This is a genomic window from Maritalea myrionectae DSM 19524 (genome assembly GCF_000423365.1).
GTDB classification, from domain to species: Bacteria; Pseudomonadota; Alphaproteobacteria; order Rhizobiales; family Devosiaceae; genus Maritalea; species Maritalea myrionectae.
This window is the reverse complement of record NZ_KE384009.1, coordinates 59,292-77,372: the sequence shown is the minus strand read 5'-3', so window position 1 is coordinate 77,372 and position 18,081 is coordinate 59,292. Positions and strand designations below refer to the sequence as shown.

Annotated in this window: 13 protein-coding genes; 4 read left to right on the top strand and 9 right to left on the bottom strand. The window is 53.5% G+C overall.

Features of this window, described 5'->3' with window-relative positions:
* Positions 1–37 precede the first annotated feature (37 nt).
* The gene (locus G549_RS22105) at positions 38–241 is read left to right on the top strand and encodes a GDCCVxC domain-containing (seleno)protein (RefSeq protein WP_084634264.1); all 204 of its coding nucleotides are present in this window, start codon (positions 38–40) and stop codon (positions 239–241) included.
* Here the strand turns inward: G549_RS22105 and G549_RS0118015 are convergent.
* The 9 genes from G549_RS0118015 to G549_RS0117975 form a co-directional block, all read right to left on the bottom strand.
* Positions 238–3,027 (bottom strand): HYR domain-containing protein, encoded by a 2,790-nt coding sequence (locus G549_RS0118015; RefSeq protein ID WP_084634257.1) that lies wholly within the window; start codon positions 3,025–3,027, stop codon positions 238–240. The genes G549_RS22105 and G549_RS0118015 overlap by 4 nt on opposite strands.
* A 161-nt stretch (positions 3,028–3,188) precedes the next feature.
* Entirely contained in the window at positions 3,189–6,317 is a 3,129-nt protein-coding gene (locus tag G549_RS21615; RefSeq protein ID WP_051214120.1) for an HYR domain-containing protein, read from the bottom strand.
* 124 nt (positions 6,318–6,441) lie between these two features.
* On the bottom strand, positions 6,442–8,142 hold the full coding sequence (locus tag G549_RS21610; RefSeq protein WP_027836179.1) for a bifunctional helix-turn-helix transcriptional regulator/alpha/beta hydrolase: 1,701 nt from the start codon (positions 8,140–8,142) through the stop codon (positions 6,442–6,444).
* Between the two features lie 183 nt (positions 8,143–8,325).
* On the bottom strand, positions 8,326–8,967 hold the full coding sequence (locus G549_RS0118000) for a cysteine hydrolase family protein (RefSeq protein WP_027836178.1): 642 nt from the start codon (positions 8,965–8,967) through the stop codon (positions 8,326–8,328).
* Entirely contained in the window at positions 8,964–9,737 is a 774-nt protein-coding gene (locus G549_RS0117995; RefSeq protein WP_027836177.1) for an N-formylglutamate amidohydrolase, read from the bottom strand. The genes G549_RS0118000 and G549_RS0117995 overlap by 4 nt, the downstream gene beginning before the upstream one ends.
* A 10-nt stretch (positions 9,738–9,747) precedes the next feature.
* Complete coding sequence (locus G549_RS0117990; protein ID WP_027836176.1) at positions 9,748–10,641, bottom strand: branched-chain amino acid ABC transporter permease; 894 nt, start codon at positions 10,639–10,641, stop codon at positions 9,748–9,750.
* A gap of 1 nt (position 10,642) precedes the next feature.
* Positions 10,643–11,362: an ABC transporter ATP-binding protein gene (locus tag G549_RS0117985; RefSeq protein ID WP_027836175.1), complete on the bottom strand. Its 720-nt coding sequence runs from the start codon at positions 11,360–11,362 to the stop codon at positions 10,643–10,645.
* A 19-nt stretch (positions 11,363–11,381) separates the two neighbouring features.
* A complete protein-coding gene (locus G549_RS0117980) occupies positions 11,382–12,539 on the bottom strand; it encodes an ABC transporter substrate-binding protein (protein ID WP_027836174.1) in 1,158 nt (385 codons plus the stop codon).
* 28 nt (positions 12,540–12,567) lie between these two features.
* Entirely contained in the window at positions 12,568–14,346 is a 1,779-nt protein-coding gene (locus G549_RS0117975; protein ID WP_027836173.1) for a branched-chain amino acid ABC transporter ATP-binding protein/permease, read from the bottom strand.
* 124 nt (positions 14,347–14,470) lie between these two features.
* On the opposite strand from G549_RS0117975, the gene G549_RS0117970 reads away from it, so the two are divergent.
* The 3 genes from G549_RS0117970 (at position 14,471) to G549_RS0117960 (ending at position 18,052) form a co-directional block, all read left to right on the top strand.
* Positions 14,471–15,322, top strand: a complete 852-nt coding sequence (locus tag G549_RS0117970; RefSeq protein WP_027836172.1) for a MurR/RpiR family transcriptional regulator — start codon at positions 14,471–14,473, stop codon at positions 15,320–15,322.
* Complete coding sequence (locus G549_RS0117965; RefSeq protein WP_027836171.1) at positions 15,315–16,628, top strand: glutamine synthetase family protein; 1,314 nt, start codon at positions 15,315–15,317, stop codon at positions 16,626–16,628. The genes G549_RS0117970 and G549_RS0117965 overlap by 8 nt, the downstream gene beginning before the upstream one ends.
* Positions 16,629–16,732: 104 nt before the next feature.
* A complete protein-coding gene (locus tag G549_RS0117960; RefSeq protein ID WP_027836170.1) occupies positions 16,733–18,052 on the top strand; it encodes an aspartate aminotransferase family protein in 1,320 nt (439 codons plus the stop codon).
* Positions 18,053–18,081: the final 29 nt, after the last annotated feature.

Genomic DNA, 18,081 nt, shown 5'->3' with positions numbered 1-18,081 from the left:
AAAGAGGAGATAAATATTGAAAACGCCGCAGCAGGACGTGAACACACAGTCCAAATTGACGTGCCCGGCATGTGGACATGCAGAGACCGAGACCATGCCAACAGACGCGTGCCAATGGTTTTATGAATGCAAAAGCTGCCATATGCTTTTAAAGCCAAAGCCCGGCGATTGCTGCGTTTATTGTTCTTACGGCACCGTGCCTTGCCCACCAATTCAAGCGGGCAAAAGCTGCTGCCCCTAAAACCCGACTGACAGGCCAAACTTAGCGCTGAGGGCGCGATAATTGGGGTCCCCAATGCCGTCATAGGCAAGGCTGAAATCAAGCGACTGATTGGCATCACCTTTTAGCGTGAAGCCAAATTCCGTTTTGGCACGTAAATGTTGGCCTATGGTGCTGGCCCCGTTTGCAGCGGCAGAGTCAAAGGTCCAAATACCATCCAGAGTGACATAGGGGGTCATGGTCCAATTATTGTCCAAGGGCTGCGCCCAAGCGAAGGTGGTGCCGAATGTTAGATCGCCCAACCGTGTTTCTTGTTCTGCGATGGAAACGCCAAAACTGTTCACAAATGCATCGGTGCGCTCATAGAAATAGTTGAGGCTAACATCGGGTCGCACAGTGAGCTGGTCCAATTCGACTTCACCAAACAAAGACGCATTGAACAGGCCGCGGGTGGCGCCGAACTGATCTTCGGTGGTCCCGACCGTTGCGATATTGTTATAGGAACGACCAAGTTTTGCACTGATGTCGAGATAAAGATTTTCGCTGATCTCGCCTGTATAGTAAGGACCGACCATAAAGCCCAAACCGTTGGTGTAAGCCGTGCTGCCGATCACATCCGCATGGGTGTAATCAATGGAAGCGCCAATGCCCAAAATGCTGGTTGGGGTGATCAAATAGTCAACGCCCATATGCAGGGTGGCAAAGCTGCCTTCATCAAAATCCGTTTCGAAACGGCTGAAGGTTGCCTCTGCCCAGGCATCCCATCCCTTTGCCAAACCTTCTTCTTGTGAAGTGGGATAGTTCACCTCAATCGCATCATTGGCGACACTGACGCCAACGGGCAGATGGCCTGAATCCGGCGCTTTATAACCCAAGACATTCAATCCACCGGGTTGTGGTGCGGTGCCTTGGACTCTGGCCAAGCGACGGCTTTGGCGAGGCTGGTTACCCACAATCTGGCGCGCGCGGCCATCGATGAAATTTTGCACTTGCTTGGCGGTTTCGCCAGCACTATCGGACATGGAGAGTGTACAAACAATGGTCTGCCCAGAGGCCAAATTGAGTGCGATTGTCTTTGTCCTTAGGTCAATCTGCACTGCTGGATTGTCACAGCTTGCATTGGTGATCACGAAACCCGTAGACGGGACATAATTTGCTGAATAGGTGCTGGGGTGTATATGGAATTGACCTGTGCTGCCATACCCACCTGTCACATTGATCATATGATTGAGGTTTGGTTCCGAAGAGGACAGAGAGACATTGCCATCGGCATTTGAGTTAATCTCAAATTCAAGTGTGGCTGGCGGCGTGTTCCCAACAATCACATTGAAGCTTTGTAGCACTTTATTGCCAGCATCATCCTCCGCTTGATGGGTAACTGTAGTCGTGCCGACGGGGAAGGCACTGCCGGATGCAAGGCCGCTCGTACGCGTTATCGTGACGCTGCCAGAGTTATCTGTCGCGGTCGGCATTGGATAGGTGACAATCGCAGAATTCTCATTAAAGGGGACATCTATAGTGATATCGCTCTGGGTTGAAGTGAATACGGGATTTTCATCATCATTGACTGTAACTTTGAACACCTCGGTGAAGGAATTTCCGACCGAGTCTTCAGCGTATGCCTGCACTTGAGTTGTGCCGATAGGAAATGCAGACCCTGAATCCAATCCAGTAGTCGGCGATGTTGTAATAGTGACAGGAAGGACGCCATCCACATTGTCAGTCGCGCCTACACTGAACGTAACAACTGCTGTATCTTCGCCAGGGTCGGTTGTGGTCACAATGTCAGATATGGACGTAACGACCGGCAACTCAGTATCAACGATTGTAATGTCAAAACTTTCCGTGCTCACATTTCCCACGGTGTCTTCTGCACGAACGGTTACAGTGGTGGTGCCGAGTGGAAATGCATCGCCGGACTCTAAACCTGTTGTGGGGGACGTACTGACTGTGGTCGCCACCGGACCGTCAACGGCATCATTGGCACTGTGCGAGAAGGTCACGATAGCTGTGTCCTGACCGGGATCAGTTGATTGAATGATTTGTGTGGGAATATTTATGACTGGCGCCGTTAGGTCTCTCACGCCCGACAGAACATTCGATGCATTATTGGCGTTTCCAGCGAAATCATTTGCTCGACTGGCTGGTATGCTGATTGAATATGGCCCTTCACCGGACAAAACCACATTGGCCCAATAGGCGTCTTGGCTACCGCCAAAACCAGCGATAGAAGTGGCCGTGCCGCTCAACTGAATATCCGAAACATCAAAGCCAGTTACGGTCTCATCAAAGTCGATTTCTATGGGAACCGTTGCAGCATCTGTTGGTGAGGATAAGGACGTTGAAAGTGTCACGTCAGGCGGGTTAACATCATAATAGTAAGTTGATTGCTCGCCGTTGATCACCGTATCATCTACCATCGGATTACCCGCCAAGTCGGTGACCGAGTGAGTGGGACTGACGACCATTCTCACCTCGCCATCAACCGTATGGGATGCGAAAGGAACGGTGCGGGTAAATCGATAAACGCTGGGCGACACTTGTGTCATTGAGCCAGTCATGGAGTTCGAAAGCGCACCATATACGTGTACTCTGGTGTCTGCCACATCCACACCGGTCACAGCTTCTGTAAATGTGACTTCCCATGTGAAGACGTTATTTGTTGAATAGGGTGAAATCGGATCATAAAGAGTGATGGATTGAACCCTGGGCGGCGTTGTATCCTGCGCATTGGCTTGGATCGCAAATACATTCGATGCGAGCAGAACAAGTGCAGTTAAGGCGAAGGAATGAAGTAGGCGTTTCAAATTCGGTTCCCATCAATACAGGCGTCAAAAAGCAATCAAGCAGTCGTAACTGCTTGGAGAAATTGGCTTGTAAGATGAGATGTTCCACGCCTGCTAAACTGCAACAATCCCCATTTGGGACCAAAATTTGCCTGCGGGCTGAAATTGTCGGCAACGCTTAGTTAGAACCCGACGGACAGCCCAAACTTGGCGCTGAGGGCGCGATAATTTGGGTCCCCAATGCCGTCATACGCAAGGCTGAAATCAAGCGTCTGATTGGCATAACCATTTAGCGTGACGCCAAATTCCGTTTTGGCACGCAATTGCTCGCCTATGGTGCTGGCCGCGTTTGCGGCGGCAGAGTCAAAGGTCCAAATACCATCCAGTGTGACATAGGGGGTCATGGTCCAATTATTGTCCAAGGGCTGCGCCCAAGCGAAGGTGGTGCCGAATGTCAGATCGCCCAACCGTGTTTCTTGTTCTGCGATGGAAACGCCAAAACTGTTCACAAATGCATCTGTGCGCTCATAGAAATAGTTGAGGCTAATATCTGGCCGCACAGTGAGCTGGTCCAATTCGACTTCACCAAACAAAGACGCATTGAGCAGGCCGCGGCTGGCGCCGAACTGATCTTCTGCGGTGCCGACCGTTGCGATATTGTTATAGGAACGACCAAGTTTTGCACTGATGTCGAGATAAAGATTTTCGCTGATCTCGCCTGTATAATAGGGACCGACCATAAAGCCCAAACCGTTGGTGTAAGCCGTGCTGCCGATCACATCGGCATGGGTGTAATCAATGGAAGCGCCAATGCCCAAAATGCTTGTTGGGGTCATCAAATAATCAACGCCCATATGCAAGGTGGCAAAGCTGCCTTCATCAAAATCCGTTTCGAAACGGCTGAAGGTTGCCTCTGCCCAGGCGTCCCACTCCTTTGCCAACCCTTCTTCTTGTGAAGTGGGATAGTTCACCTCAATCGCATCATTGGCGACACTGACGCCAACGGGCAGATGGCCTGAATCCGGCGCTTTATAACCCAAGACATTCAGGCCGCCGGGCTGTGGCGTTGTGCCTTGGACTCTGGCCAAGCGACGGCTTTGGCGAGGCTGGTTCCCTACAATCTGGCGTGCGCGGCCATCGATGAAATTCTGCACTTGCTCAGATGTGTCAGCAGCACTGTTGACCATGGTGAGTGTGCAGACAATATTTTGGCCGGACACAAGACCAACCTGAACTTCATTTAGGCTTGGAAGCACTTGCCCGTCAGCGCTATCGCAGCTTGAGCTGGTGAGGACAAAGCCAGCGGGCAAGGCGTAAGTTGCTGCATAGCTGCCAGGGCGCACCAACATCTGGCCAGTTGTGCCGGAACCGCCAGTTACACTGATGGTTTGATTGAATGCAGCGGCCGATGAGGAGAGGACAATATCGCCGTCCGCACTCGAATTTACGCGCACCTCAAGTGTACCGGGAGGAATGCGGGCCACGGTCACATTAAAACTTTGGTCGACAAAATTGCCTGCCGCATCTTCCGCCCGATGGGTGATTGTTGTTGTGCCAACTGGGAAAGCGCTGCCAGAGGCCAACCCACTTGTCCGCGCAACAGTGACGCTGCCGGAATTATCTGTGGCGGTTGGCGTGGGATAAGTCACGATCGCAGAGTTCTCATCAAAAGGAATATCAATATTGATATTGCTTTGGGTTGAGGTGAACACGGGGTTCTCACCATCGCCAACAGTGATGGTAAATTGCTTTGTATCAGAATTGCCCGCCGCATCTTCTGCGCGAACTGACACGGTGGTGGTGCCGATGGGGAAGGCGGAGCCTGAATTGAGCCCTGTCGATGGCGACGTGGTGATGGTGGGCGTGATCGAGCCGTCGACAATGTCCACCGCACTTGCGGTGAAATTGACAATAGCCGTGTCTAAACCCGGATCAGTTGTGGTCGTGATATCAGCTGGCACAGTGATGGCAGGAATCTCATTGTCATTCACCGTAATATCAAAAGTATCTGTGGTCACGTTGCCCGCGGCATCTTCTGCTCGCACCGACACGGTCGTGGTGCCGACAGGAAAGGCGTCGCCTGAATCTAAGCCCGTTGTCGGGGATGAGGAAATGGTTGGGGTCAAGGTGCCATCAACATTATCCGTTGCGCTGGTGCTGAAGCTCACGACAGCATCGGCCTCGCCAGGATCAACTGAGACCACAATGTCTGAGGGCACGGTGACGACGGGTGGGCCATTATCAGTTACAACGACGCTAAAGCTGTTGGAGCCCACATTGCCAGCGCTATCTGTTGCGGTGGCGGTGACCGTTGTGGTGCCGACCGGGAAAGCATCTCCAGCGTTTAGACCTGTGGTGGGAGATGTGGTGATGGTTGTTGGAATTGAACCATCAACATTGTCGTTTGCCGAGGTGCTAAAATATGGGGTCCCGGTATTGGCAGTTGGGCCTGTATTTGCGGTAACAAGCAAAGGGACACTCACCACTGGGGCTTCATTGTCAACCACGGTGACGGTAAAGCTATCGGTGGTAGAATTGCCGGCGGCATCTTCCGCGCGGTAGGTTATAATCGTGTCGCCCAAAGGAAATGTTGCGCCGGATGCGAGACCTGCGGTGCGCGTTGGGGTCACCGCACCATCAATATTGTCATTGGCGGTTGGCGCTGTGTAGGTCACCACGGCCGTGTCGGCACCGGGATCAGTGTTGACACTGAAATTTGACGGCACGGTGAGAACTGGTGGTGTGGTATCGCCAGTGTAGCCACCAGGTACGTTCTTACAACCGGAAGCATCATAATTGGGATCGGACACTGGGTCATAGGGATCAAAACTGGCTGAGGTAAAGAGTACCGCTCCGTTGGCCGCATAAGGCGGGCTGTTTGTGGAGGTTGTACTTTCAACTATCTGGACCCGGAAAGGTCGTTTTGTGGGCGCAACCACGCTGTCTGTGGAATTGGTGGAGGTGCCGATACGAACGGGAAAGCCGTATTGTATCGACGCCCTTGGGTACTCGTAAGCAAGGCCAAGGCTGGCAATAACATTATTGTCCGCATCAATAATACGCAGAACAGAATAGTCATAGGGAAATGCCCCCCCGTCTGTCCGATCATTTGTTGTGGTTTGGAGTGTGTATTGCAGACTGACTTCAGCATCCGTGCAGGCGGTTCCGGAGGTGTCTGTTGCGTTTTGGGCGCTGCTGGTCGTGATGCTGGTTACAGATGTCGCCATGGCCACATTTGAAAGCAACAACGCGGTTGCCGCGCCCAAAAAGAAACGTCCGGCCAGCTTTGACCTTGATCGAAGTTTCAACATTTTCCCCATCCAATTTGCTTAATCGGCGCTGCATTGATTGCGCGCGAAAACCAGCACGTTGAATGAGATGTTTCATGCCCATCCGAAGCCAACAATCCCCATTTGGGACCTATTGCCGAATAAACTATTCTGGGTTGGGTGCCGCCAGTAATGACCCGCGCCGAGAGGCCGGGGGCGGATTGAAAGACTGCGTCGGCGGGTCAAGCGCCAGCGGCATCATCCAGTCCCATTCGGCCAGCATGTGGTGATGTCCCATGCCGGGCAATTCATGCAATGTTGCATTTGGCAATTGGCTGGCCAATTGCCGCGCACCGGCCAACGGCGCATGTTGGTCTTCTTCGCCATGAAAGAGCGTGATTGGCGTTTGGATGGAACCAAGATCGAACAATCTGGGTCGGGCGTGGAGTTTAATTTCTTCAATGAAGTGCTCAATTTCTGCATCATCAAACACATCCATCAAGCGCCGCGACCGTTCTAGGAAAAGCGGGCAGGTGAAAATGGCTCTCTCGTGCGCGCACTTCGCCAATCGCGCTGTTTTAGCATTAAACCCATCAATGTCTTTGCGCATCGATCGAGATAAGAGCGGCAAAACCCGTTCCAAAAGTTGCGGCCATTTGCGCGCCACCACATGTATGAGGTGGTAGGAGAAGTCCATCTCGCGCCAATTGTTATGTTTAAATTCTGGATTGCTGGGTGACACCAGCATCATATGGGGGAACAGGTCAGGCCGCGCATGTGCGATGCCAAGGGCCGTGTGCGCACCATAGCCATGGGTCAGGACGGGAAGTTGCGAAAATCCCAATTCTGCAAAAAGCTGCCCGACATCCTCTGCAAGTTGCGCAAAGTCTGTCCAGATGGCCCCCGGCTTTGGGCGGGTTGAATAGGCTTGGCTGTTTGCGATCAAGCGCAAATTCATTTGTTTAAGCTGGGCCGACACCTCATTGTAATGACCGAGGCAATCCAATGTGCCGCCGCGGATCCCATCGATATAAAAGATCGGCCGCCCCGACTCCGGCCCCAAAGTGAAATAACGATAGGTACGCCCATTGGGCAACAGCGCAAAGCGCCGCAAGGCGCGCACCGGCTCGGTGGGTTGTGTCGGGGTTGGCAACAGCATGAGCGGGTTCAACAACAAGGCGCGGATCAGCTTTGCCTGTGAGCTCTGCCCGGATTTGGAGAAGATGGACTTGAGATATTTGCGGCTGGTTTCATAGGTGATGTTGAGCGCCGCCGCCGCCTGCCGCAAATCAGTTGTGCGCAAAAAAGCGATCAGCAACTGCGTTTCGGCTCCGCTTAAATCATGTTGCGCGGCAAATCGATGGACCACATTGGTTAAGTCGACCGCGCGCGACAGCAACACATGATGGGCCGGGCTGGCGATGTCCAATTGCTGCGTTTGCGTGCGGGGCACTAGAATGTAGATGTGCGGGTGACCGTCGGTGGTTTCCAGCCAACTCTCGACCGTGTTTTTGGCAACACAACGGGCCAACCGGGTACGCACATTTTGGGTTGCTTGCTGACCGCTTGCCCCATCCGTGTTGTAAACCACGGTGCCGTCGTCATCTATCAATTGAATATCTGGCCCGGCTTGCCCCAGCGTGTCCTGCACCCGCCGACCTGCCATTTCCGGGCCGACCAATTGTGTGTTTAACACATCTGCCCGATCAAAATGATCCAGCAATTCCTTATTCTGGGCCGCAATCTGTTCGGCGGTGGCCGTGCGGTCCACATGATCGGCCAGCCCAAGCACCAATTCCGGCCAACTGCCACCATCTACCAGCGATTGATAAATTCCATGCACAAGTTCAGAAGGCGCTTGATTCATGTCGATCAGAATTTCCCAAAAAATAGGGGCCGGAACGGCCCAAGAGTACTAGACATCGATTTCAGAGCCAGCCGCTTGAGGCAGTGGTCCGCAAATCAATATGGGCAAATACTAACCCAGCAGACCATAAGCCTCAATAAACCTAATCGATAAAGCACAATCAATTGGGAAATGTCGGGGCGGTTAGGCCCCTATTTCTTTTAACAAGTCATCTGTTGTGACCTGCCGACAATAGCCTTTGATGGTGTTGAGCGAGTTGGTGTGACGCTCTGGCGTATAGGTGGCGCACGCGTCGGTCACCTGCGTGACCAGATAGCCCAAATCGCACGCATCGCGAATGGCGCTTTCCACACATTGATCGGTGATGATGCCGGAGATGACCAATTGTTTGACGCCCAAATTGCGCAACACATAATCAATGTGGGTGGACACAAACACTGAAGACGAAGATTTGGGGAACACAATTTCGTCGTCGGTAGGGGCCAATTCGTCAATCACTTTGCCGTCCCAAGAGCCTTTGGGCACATTGAAGCCGGTGATTTTATAATCAAGCGAACGGTCGCGCCCATCAAGGGTCAGGCTTTCAATGGTGGTATAAAGCACCTCGATGTTCTTCGCGCGAAAGCCAGCTTGAAGCTTTTGCATGTTGGGCACAACATGGCTTTCCATCTGCTCAAAGAACCAACCATGTTCTTTTTCAAACTCATCATCGCTCATATCTTTAAACTCGCCGCCATTTCGTTTGGCCGCAAAGTTTTGCACATCGATAAACAAAAGCCCTGATTGAGCCGGTTCCAAGGGAATATTGCGTGACAAGATGGTCATAGTTTTGTTTCCAATAATTGTGTGGTGGCCTTGGCCAATTGCATGGCCCAGCGGTTTTGCCCCTCAGTATCTTCAATTTGATCATTGCGGATTTCAATCAAAGAATGAGGAATATTGTTGGTTTCGCCGTGCTGCGGCACAAACCAGTCGCTTTCATCATCAATTTGATAAGGCTCATTCATGCCAATGGCGAGGTCTGGTTGTTCTTGATGAATAAAGCTGGCCAGTTTGGTCGGCGTTGCCACATCGCCGCGATAGAGAAAAGCGAGGGGCCATGGCCGCGCCTCATCGCCCAATTGCGGCGTGAAGCTGTGAATGGACAACACCAAGCGAAAGCGCTTCGAGTGGATGGCTGCTTCGACCGCATGGTGAAAGGGCCAAAAAATCTCATCAATGCGCTGTTGGCGCGCCGTACGATCTAAATTCTGGTTGCCAGGGATCGGTATATTGTCGGCGACTTCAGGCATGGCATCTGGCGCTTCGGGCGGGCGATTGCAATCCACCACCAAACGGCTATAGCGTTGCAAGATCGCCGGGGCATTGAGCAATTTCGCCATTTCCCGGGTGACGGCCGCCGCGCCAATATCCCAGCCGATGTGCTTGTCCATATCGCTGTTGGAGAGCTGCAAGCCAAACAGCTTTTCCGGCACTTTTTGCCCCGCATGTTCGCACACCAACAATATATCGGCGTCGCCTTCGGGGTTAAAAAAGTCAATGGGGTTCGGGTCAGCGTCTGTCAAAAGACGCTGAGCATGTCTGTTCAAACTCATTTTGCGTCTCCTAGACTTTTTCGGCTTTCAACGAGGCAGCAGGCAAGAGGCCATTGGGGCGCATCAGCAACACCAGCACCACGAGGCCAAGGCCGATCGGGTCTCTAAATTCTTGCAATGCAGGCGGCAGGAAGGCCGCGAGATAAATCTCGATAAAGCCGAGTAAAAATCCGCCCGCTACTGCGCCGCGCAAGCTGCCTAACCCGCCCAAAATGGCGGCGATAAAAGCCTTGAGCACGGGGGTGAAGCCCATAAGCGGATCTACTGATGCCCGCTGGCTGACCCATAGGATGGCGGCCACCCCAGCTAGCAAGCCGGAAATGGCAAACGCCCCGGCAATCACTGTGTTGGCGCGAATGCCCATAAGCCGGGCAACCGCAAAGTCTTCAGCGGCAGCGCGCATGGCGATGCCATATTTCTGCTTGGACAAAAAGCGATCCAAAAAGATCAGCATGATGACGGTTGAAATGATGGCGACCAATTTATTGACGCCGATCACCAAGCCACCAATGGTGATGCTGCCGGACAGGGCTTCGGGCAACAAAACCGGTTGCGAGCGCACGGAAATGAAGTTCTGGAATATCACCTGCAAAATCATCGCCACGGCAAACGAGGTGACCAGCATGGTCGCCCCCGAACTGTTGCGCACGGGCCTGAAGGCCACGCGCTCCATCAACACCGCGGCAAAGGTGGAGGCGAGAAGAGCGAGCGGCACGGCAAAAACAAATGAGATGCCCGCCAAGCCGCAATACATGAGCACATAGCCCGCAATGGTCATCAACTCGCCATGGGCAAAGTTGATCAGGCCCATAATGGAAAAGACCACCGCCAGGCCGAGCGCCAACAGCGCGTAGGTGCCGCCAAGGGCGAAGGCATTGACCGTTTGTTGTAAAAAGAGTTCCATTTTACGCGCCCCCTAAATAGGCATTTTGCAAATTATTGCTGGCGGCCAATTCTTTGGCGTCGCCAGAGGTGGCGATCTGACCATTGGCCAGCACATAGGCACGGTTGGCCACTTCAAGGGCCATGGAGACGTTTTGCTCCACCACCAAAATGGTCACGCCCTGCTGGTTCAATGTGGTGATCAATTCAAAAATCTGTTCGATAATTTTGGGTGCGAGCCCCAAGGACGGTTCGTCCAACAGCAACATTTTCGGGTTGCTCATCAAGGCGCGCCCCACGGCCAGCATTTGCTGTTGTCCGCCTGAAAGCGTGCCCGCAAACTGGTCGCGCCGTTCCGCCAAAATGGGGAAGAGTGTATAAACTCGATCCCAAGCGGCAGCAATTTCTTGCGGGTCCTTCATGCCGAATGCGCCCATTTGCAGGTTTTCTGCGACGCTGAGCGTGCCAAAAACGCGGCGGCCTTCGGGCGACAAGGTCATGCCCAAACCGGGCAACATTTCGGGCCGCAAATTGGTGATATTTTGTCCGTCAAATTGCACCTCGCCGCCAAAGGTGGGCACAAGCCCGGCAATGGCATTCAAGGTGGAAGATTTACCGGCACCGTTGGCGCCGAGCAGGGCAATAATCTCGCCCTGCTCAACTTCGAAATTGATCCCGTCAACCGCCTGGACCGCGCCATAGCGCACATCAAGCGAACGGACTTCTAATAGCGGTTGAACCATGATCAGTGCTCCTTAAGCCCTACTGCATCCGAGGCGCAGGAATGATGTCTGGGTTAGGTGAAGGCTGACCAATCAGCTGGCGCTCGCCATCCATAACCCCGATCAATGTGACTTCACGCACAGGCATACCGTTGGTGCCTTTGTAGGTGATCAGGCTTGTCGCGCCCTGCACATTTTCCAAATTGGCAATCGCATCGCGCAATTCTTGCGAGTTGGCATCTGGACCGGCTGCAAGGCTTGCCGCCTCAATCACTTTCGCCAAATCATAACCAATCGCGTTGAACACGGTTTGTGACTCTTCGCCATAGGTTTCTTTATATTTGGCGTTGAACTCAGCCATCGGGCTGTTTTCAGTTGGGTGACCTGCGGTGGTGAACACCAAGCGATCTGCTGCTGGCCCAATTGAGAACGTGGTTGGGCTATCGATGCCGTCAGAGCCAATCACCTGACTGGTCACACCCGCTGCACGCAGGGCTTTGATGAAGGATGGGAAATCTGGCTCGTAAGCAGATGTCATCACCACATCCGGCTGTGGGTCCATATTGGCAATGCGGGTGGAAATCGCAGAAAAGTCCTGCTGGCCAAGTGTGTAGGTGTCTTTGCCCACAACTTCACCGCCCAATGTTTCCATCACATCCGCGAAGTAGAGCGGCATGGATGTATATTGGGTATCTGGCGAATAAACGATATAAGCCGTTTCCATCCCTTGGTCATAGGCCCATTGCGCAGACACGGTGGCTTGCACATTGTCGCCTGGGAAGTTGGCAAACATATAGTCGCCGCCGATCATCGGCAGAGTTGGCGATGATGCACAGGTTGAAATGGCCGGCACTTGCGCGCTGCCCACAATTGAAATGGCTGCCAATGATGGGTCCGCATCACAGGGCAGGATCAATACTTTGACGCCAGCATCAACCAGCTCTTGGGTGGCAATGGCGGTTTGTGCAGCGTCCGACCGCACATCCTTTTCCACCAACTCAATTTTGAGCGTGCCACCAATGCCGCCTGCTGCGTTGATTTCATCAACGCCCATTCGCAAGCCTTCAACAACCGGGCCGTCATAGTGCGCCAAGGCGCCTGTTTGCGCGGTGGCGACGCCCACTTTAAGCGTTTCAGCATGGGCGCTGCCGGTTACGGCCATGGCCAACATGCTGCTCATCAGCAAAGTTTTTTTCATGTCTTCCTCTCCTTTTATGGCGGATCAGCTAGGCTGACCGCCCCAAATAGGCTTCCACAACAGCCGGGTTATTTCGGACTTCTTCAGGTGTCCCCTCAGCAATCATTTTGCCTTCGTTTAAGACCGCGACGCGGTCACAAAGTTCATTGATCAGTTTTAGATCGTGATCGACGATCAGGATGCCGATGCCTAACTCCGCGCAAAGCTTGCGCAGCGTTTCCATCAGATCATCTGTTTCTTCGCGGTTCATGCCCGCGGCGGGTTCATCCAAAAACAGCAAGGTTGGTTCGCAGGCGAGGGCGCGGGCAATTTCCACCCGGCGTTGATCGCCATAGGAAAGCGTACCGGAATCTTCATCCGCGCGATCCAAAAGACCCAACCGATGCAGCGCGGCGTAAGTGCGTGCCTCTGCGTTTTTGCCCTGGCGGGTCGAGAGCGCGGCCACATGCACATTTTGATAAACTGTCAAATCCGGGAACAGGCGGATATTTTGGAAGGTGCGGGCGATGCCAAAATTGGCGACCTCATTGGATTTGCGCCCGATCAATTCTGTGTCACCCAACTTAACGCTGCCCACTGTTGGTTTGAGCACACAAGACAGCATGTTCATCACCGTGGTTTTGCCCGAACCGTTGGGGCCAATCAGGCCAAAAATTTCACCCGGTTTCAGCGTGAATGACACATCATTCACCGCAGTTAGACCACCGAACTGCATAACCAGTCCACTTGCTTGCAGTTCGGTGTGCTCTTCAATCGGCTGAGATGCCGTGGGAGCATTCTGGGGTGAGATTTCGCGGTCGAACAGGCGTTCTTCCCATTCTTTAAGGCCGGCCAAACCATTGGCCTTGCGGAACATGGCGAACAGGATGATCAAGCCAATGCCGATTTGGGTGGTGCCGAAAATGGTGGGCATTTCAAACCCGAACAGGGTGAAGCCACTTTCAAATCGGCGCAATATTTCCGTGATCAATGTGATCACGACCGCCCCCGTGAAGGCGCCTGTGACAGTGGACATGCCGCCCACAATCAACATCGACAACAAGAAGAACGTGTCTGTGAAATAGAATTTTTTCGGGCTGAAGGCCCCAAGAAAGTGGGCCAGCAACGCCCCGGCCAAGGCCATGATCATGGCACTGACGATGAAAGATACAAGGCGCTCTTTTTGAATATTAATGCCTACGGCGTTGGCGGCGATGGCATTGTCGCGCCCAGCGCGCAAGCGCAAGCCTGAAATTGAATCGCGGTAAAGCCGTGCGGCGATCAGCGCAATGACACAGGCGATGGCCGCCGTCCAAAGCGTTGTTTCACGCGGTACACCAAAAAAGGTTTGCGCCCCACGGGTCACATCGCGCCAGCCAATGGTCACCCCGTGCACAATAATCAAAAGGCCAAGGGTGGCGATGGTCGCGGCTGACCCTTCAAGCCGACCGATAGCCGCCCCGATAATGGCCGCAACCACACCAACAAATAGCACGGCAATGAGGGTTGCCAGTACAAAGTCGAGCTGTGTGGTTGCAAGCCAGCTTGGGAGGTTAGGAAGGGTTGCCGTTTTCAAGGGGACGGGCAGGGTAAGCAAAGATGCACAATAGGCGCCGATGCCCATAAAGCCCACATGGCCAAAGCTCAAAATGCCACTATTGCCGCTGTAAACGCCAATGCCAGCCACCCCGATCAGGGACACAAAAAAGACGATCATTGTGCGTTCAAGCGCACCTGAGCCGAAACTGGCGAGGCCGGCAATGGCCAATATCACCATGAAAATCGCCGCAGATGCGAAAACAATATGGCGTTTTGGTGCTGTGATCATTTATTCTCCCCCACCAGGTTGGTTGTCCTTAGGATTTGAGAAAACTTTTTCAAAGTCAACACATAATTTTTTAATTGACGAATTTTTTTCATTTGCGATAATGGGCGCTATTGGGAGGACAATTATGACGGTTCGCGTGCAAATTGCGGAAAAATCAGACGAATTTACCGCCAATGAGCGCAAGCTCAGCGCCACGATTATGGCCGACTATCCGTTCGCGGGTTTGGCGCCAATCCAGGTTTTGGCTGAGAAAACAAGCGTTTCCGCGCCGACGATTTCGCGTTTCGTCAATAAGCTGGGCTATGGGGGGTTCCAAGAATTTCAACAAGAGCTGATCGCTGAATTAAAGGAGGGGCAAAAGTCACCCGTTGATTTGCACCCCACACGGCGACAGGTCGAAGGCGACTATTTGCAAGGATTTTTTCAGCGGGCTGAGCAATTGCTGCACGACACGTGCGAGATGATTTCGGCCAGCCAATTTGAACGGGTATGCCAATTGCTGTCGGACGACAAGCGCGGCCTGTATTTGATTGGTGGGCGCATGAGCGACCCGATTGTCCAATATTTGTCGCGCCATTTGCGGCAATACCGCGCCAATGTGTTTCACCTGCCGTCTGATCCTGAAGTCTGGCCTGAATATTTGCTCCGCATGCGCCCCAAAGACATTTTGGTGACCATCGATTTTCGGCGTTATCAAAAATCACTCGCCGAACTGGCACAAATGGCGGTGCACAATCGCGGGGCCCGCGTGGTTTTGGTGACCGACAAATGGATGTCGCCCATTTCCAAAGACGCACAAGAAGTTTTGCCGGTGCCCATTGATAGCGGCACCGTGTGGGACAGCTACACCGCTGCATTGGCCCTGGTAGAGGCCATTGTTGCCCGCGTAACCGAAACCAATTGGGATCAAACCCGAAACCGCATCGAAGCCTGGGATGCGGCCCGACTGAATTTTGAAGGAAAACGACATGAATAGAAGCCCACTCATTTTCGCCGCAACCTGTGATCCTTCCGGTCAAGTCCGGGGCAAGGCATTTCCGGCGACCGAGCGGGAAAGCCGGATGAACAAGGGCGTCGGATGGGTGCCAACCAACAGCCTGATCACGTGTTTTGATACCATTGCCCCATCACCATTTGGCGCACTGGGCGACACTGTAATTGTGCCCGATGAAACGGCTGAAATAAGTGTGAATTTTGGCACCGACGCCCCAAGTGAGCGGCTGGCGCTGGGCGATATTTGCAACCTCGACGGCACACCATGGGCCTTGTGTCCGCGCTCAATTCTTCAATCCGCCCTTGATCGGTTGGATCGGGTTGCTGGCCTTCAGGTTAATGCTGCGTTTGAGCATGAATTTCAAATGCCGGACTTGGATTTACAGCCCGGCGAGGCCTTCAACTATGGCGCTTTTGCCAAAAATCGCGACTTTGGTGAGGCCCTTGTGGCAGCGATGGGCGACGCCGGAATCACACCGGACACCTTTTTGAAAGAATATGGCGCGCGTCAATTTGAAGTGACAAACGCGCCATCGCAGGGCAAAACCGCGGCCGATTGGGCGGTTTTGCTGCGCGAACTCACCAAGCGCCTGGCGCATATGATGGGTCATCACGCCAGCTTTGTGCCGATTATCGATCCGGATGGGGTGGGAAATGGCGTGCACATCCACATCAGTTTCTTGGACCAACAAGGTGCCCCCGCCACCTATGACAAAGCCCATCCATTTGGCATGAGCCAAAAAACCGGGTCGTTTATCGCCGGTATTTTGAAATATCTGGATAGCTTTTTGGCATTAACCGCACCGAGCGACATTTCCTACATGCGGCTCACCCCGCATCGCTGGAGCGCTGCCTATAATAATCTGGGCTATCATGACCGGGAAGCCGCCGTGCGGATATGTCCGGTGACGGCGACCAGCGAGAAGAAAATAGCCAAGCAATATAACTTTGAATTCCGCGCAGCCGATGCCGCCGCGTCGCCCTATTTGGCGCTGGCTGCACTTGTGCATGCGGGTGCGCAAGGCATCGAAGAAAAACTGCCGATTCCCGAAGTCGGGCAGGAGGATTTGTCCGAATTGGATGCACAGACTTTGGAAGCGCGGGGCTATATCCGGTTGCCCCAATCCCTGAGCGAAGCACTTGATCGTTTCGAAGAAAATGACACCGTTCGCTCCTGGTTTGATCCACAGTTTAGCGACGTTTATCTGGCCATCAAACGTGCGGAGATCGAGCATGTAAAGAACATGTCTGATGTGGAGAAATGCCATCTTTATTCAAAGGTCTATTGATCTTCGCAGTGCCTGATCGAAACCCAGAATGATTTGATTGGCCCAGCAGGACAGTCTGCGCGGCGCGTTCACGACATAAAACCAATCTGACGAATGGAGCGAGCATGACCGACACATCACTTTTTGCGCGCGATGGAGCGGCCCTGTCGCCGCTTCAAAAGCTGCGGTTCTTTCCACTTGCTGTCACAGGCGGCGCGGGAAGTGTGCTGATCGAGGAGGGCGGACGGGAACTGTTGGACCTGTCTGCATCCTGGGGTGCTGCAAGCCTTGGGCACAGTCATCCGGCCATCCGCGCAGCTGTCGACCGGGCGCTGGCCAATCAAGCTGGCGCATCGATCCTTTCGGGCACAAATGCGCCTGCCGTAGACCTCGCCGAAACTTTGTTGCGATTGACGCCGGGGTCGGATGATCGCCGCGTGTGGCTCGGGCATTCCGGCAGTGATGCAAATGAAACTGTTGCACGGGTTGTTCCAGCGGCAACGGGGCGGTCCCGCATTATGGCATTTTCGGGTGCCTACCACGGCGGCACGCAGGGGTCGATGTCCGTTTCAGGGCACACCGCGCAGGAAGGCGCGACAAAGGCCGGCGGCCTGACGCTGGTGCCATATCCTGATCCCTTCCGCCCGTTTGAAGGCGACCCTTCTGGCGAAGCCTTACTGGCACATATTGAACATCTACTCGCGACCAGCTGTCCCGGCGACGAGGTCGCTTGCTTCTTTATGGAGCCGATCCAGGCCGATGGCGGGTTGATCGTTCCCCCCGAAGGTTTCCTGGCGCGGCTATCGAAATTGTGTGCGCATTACGGGATATTGACGGTTTGTGACGAGGTCAAAGTGGGGCTTGGGCGGACCGGCCTTATGCACTGTTTTGAGTATGAGGGCTTTGTGCCAGACATTGTCGTGTTCGGCAAAGGGTTGGGCGGCGGCTTGCCAATCTCGGCCGTCATCGGCCCATCTTGGATCATGGACCATCAACCAGCGTTCTCCATGCAAACACTTCATGGCAACCCCATTTGTGCATCAGCAGCAATGGCTGTGCTGACGACCATTCAGTCAGATGATCTAGCTTCAAGAGCGCAGGCAACCGGCAACATCCTTATGGACGAGATTTCTCTTGCGACATCTCAGCTACCAGAAGTTGGCGATATACGCGGGCGGGGATTGGCCATTGGAGTTGAGCTCGTCAAAAATGAGGATGGTAAACCACACCCGGATCTGGCGCGAAAAACCGTTTATCGCGCATGGCAGCTTGGCGCCGTCTTTTATTATGTTGGCATGAACTCCAACGTGCTTGAACTGACGCCGCCACTCATATTGTCTGAAGACGAAGCAAGAACCGGTGGTCGGATATTGGTGCAGGCGATAAAAGATGTCGTAGCAGGCAAAATTAGTGACGAAGACGTAGCCGATTTCGCCGGTTGGTGATTGGCGGCACTTGGCAGACCACCGTCGGC

Coding starts and splice junctions, on each gene's coding strand:
- G549_RS0118000 (WP_027836178.1), bottom strand. CDS start 8,967: ATGACCATCTTGTCACGCAATATTCCCTTGGAACCGGCTCAATCAGGG.
- G549_RS0117985 (WP_027836175.1), bottom strand. CDS start 11,362: ATGGTTCAACCGCTATTAGAAGTCCGTTCGCTTGATGTGCGCTATGGC.
- G549_RS0117995 (WP_027836177.1), bottom strand. CDS start 9,737: ATGAGTTTGAACAGACATGCTCAGCGTCTTTTGACAGACGCTGACCCG.
- G549_RS0117980 (WP_027836174.1), bottom strand. CDS start 12,539: ATGAAAAAAACTTTGCTGATGAGCAGCATGTTGGCCATGGCCGTAACC.
- G549_RS0117990 (WP_027836176.1), bottom strand. CDS start 10,641: ATGGAACTCTTTTTACAACAAACGGTCAATGCCTTCGCCCTTGGCGGC.
- G549_RS21610 (WP_027836179.1), bottom strand. CDS start 8,142: ATGAATCAAGCGCCTTCTGAACTTGTGCATGGAATTTATCAATCGCTG.
- G549_RS0117960 (WP_027836170.1), top strand. CDS start 16,733: ATGACCGACACATCACTTTTTGCGCGCGATGGAGCGGCCCTGTCGCCG.
- G549_RS0117970 (WP_027836172.1), top strand. CDS start 14,471: ATGACGGTTCGCGTGCAAATTGCGGAAAAATCAGACGAATTTACCGCC.
- G549_RS0117975 (WP_027836173.1), bottom strand. CDS start 14,346: ATGATCACAGCACCAAAACGCCATATTGTTTTCGCATCTGCGGCGATT.
- G549_RS21615 (WP_051214120.1), bottom strand. CDS start 6,317: ATGTTGAAACTTCGATCAAGGTCAAAGCTGGCCGGACGTTTCTTTTTG.
- G549_RS0117965 (WP_027836171.1), top strand. CDS start 15,315: ATGAATAGAAGCCCACTCATTTTCGCCGCAACCTGTGATCCTTCCGGT.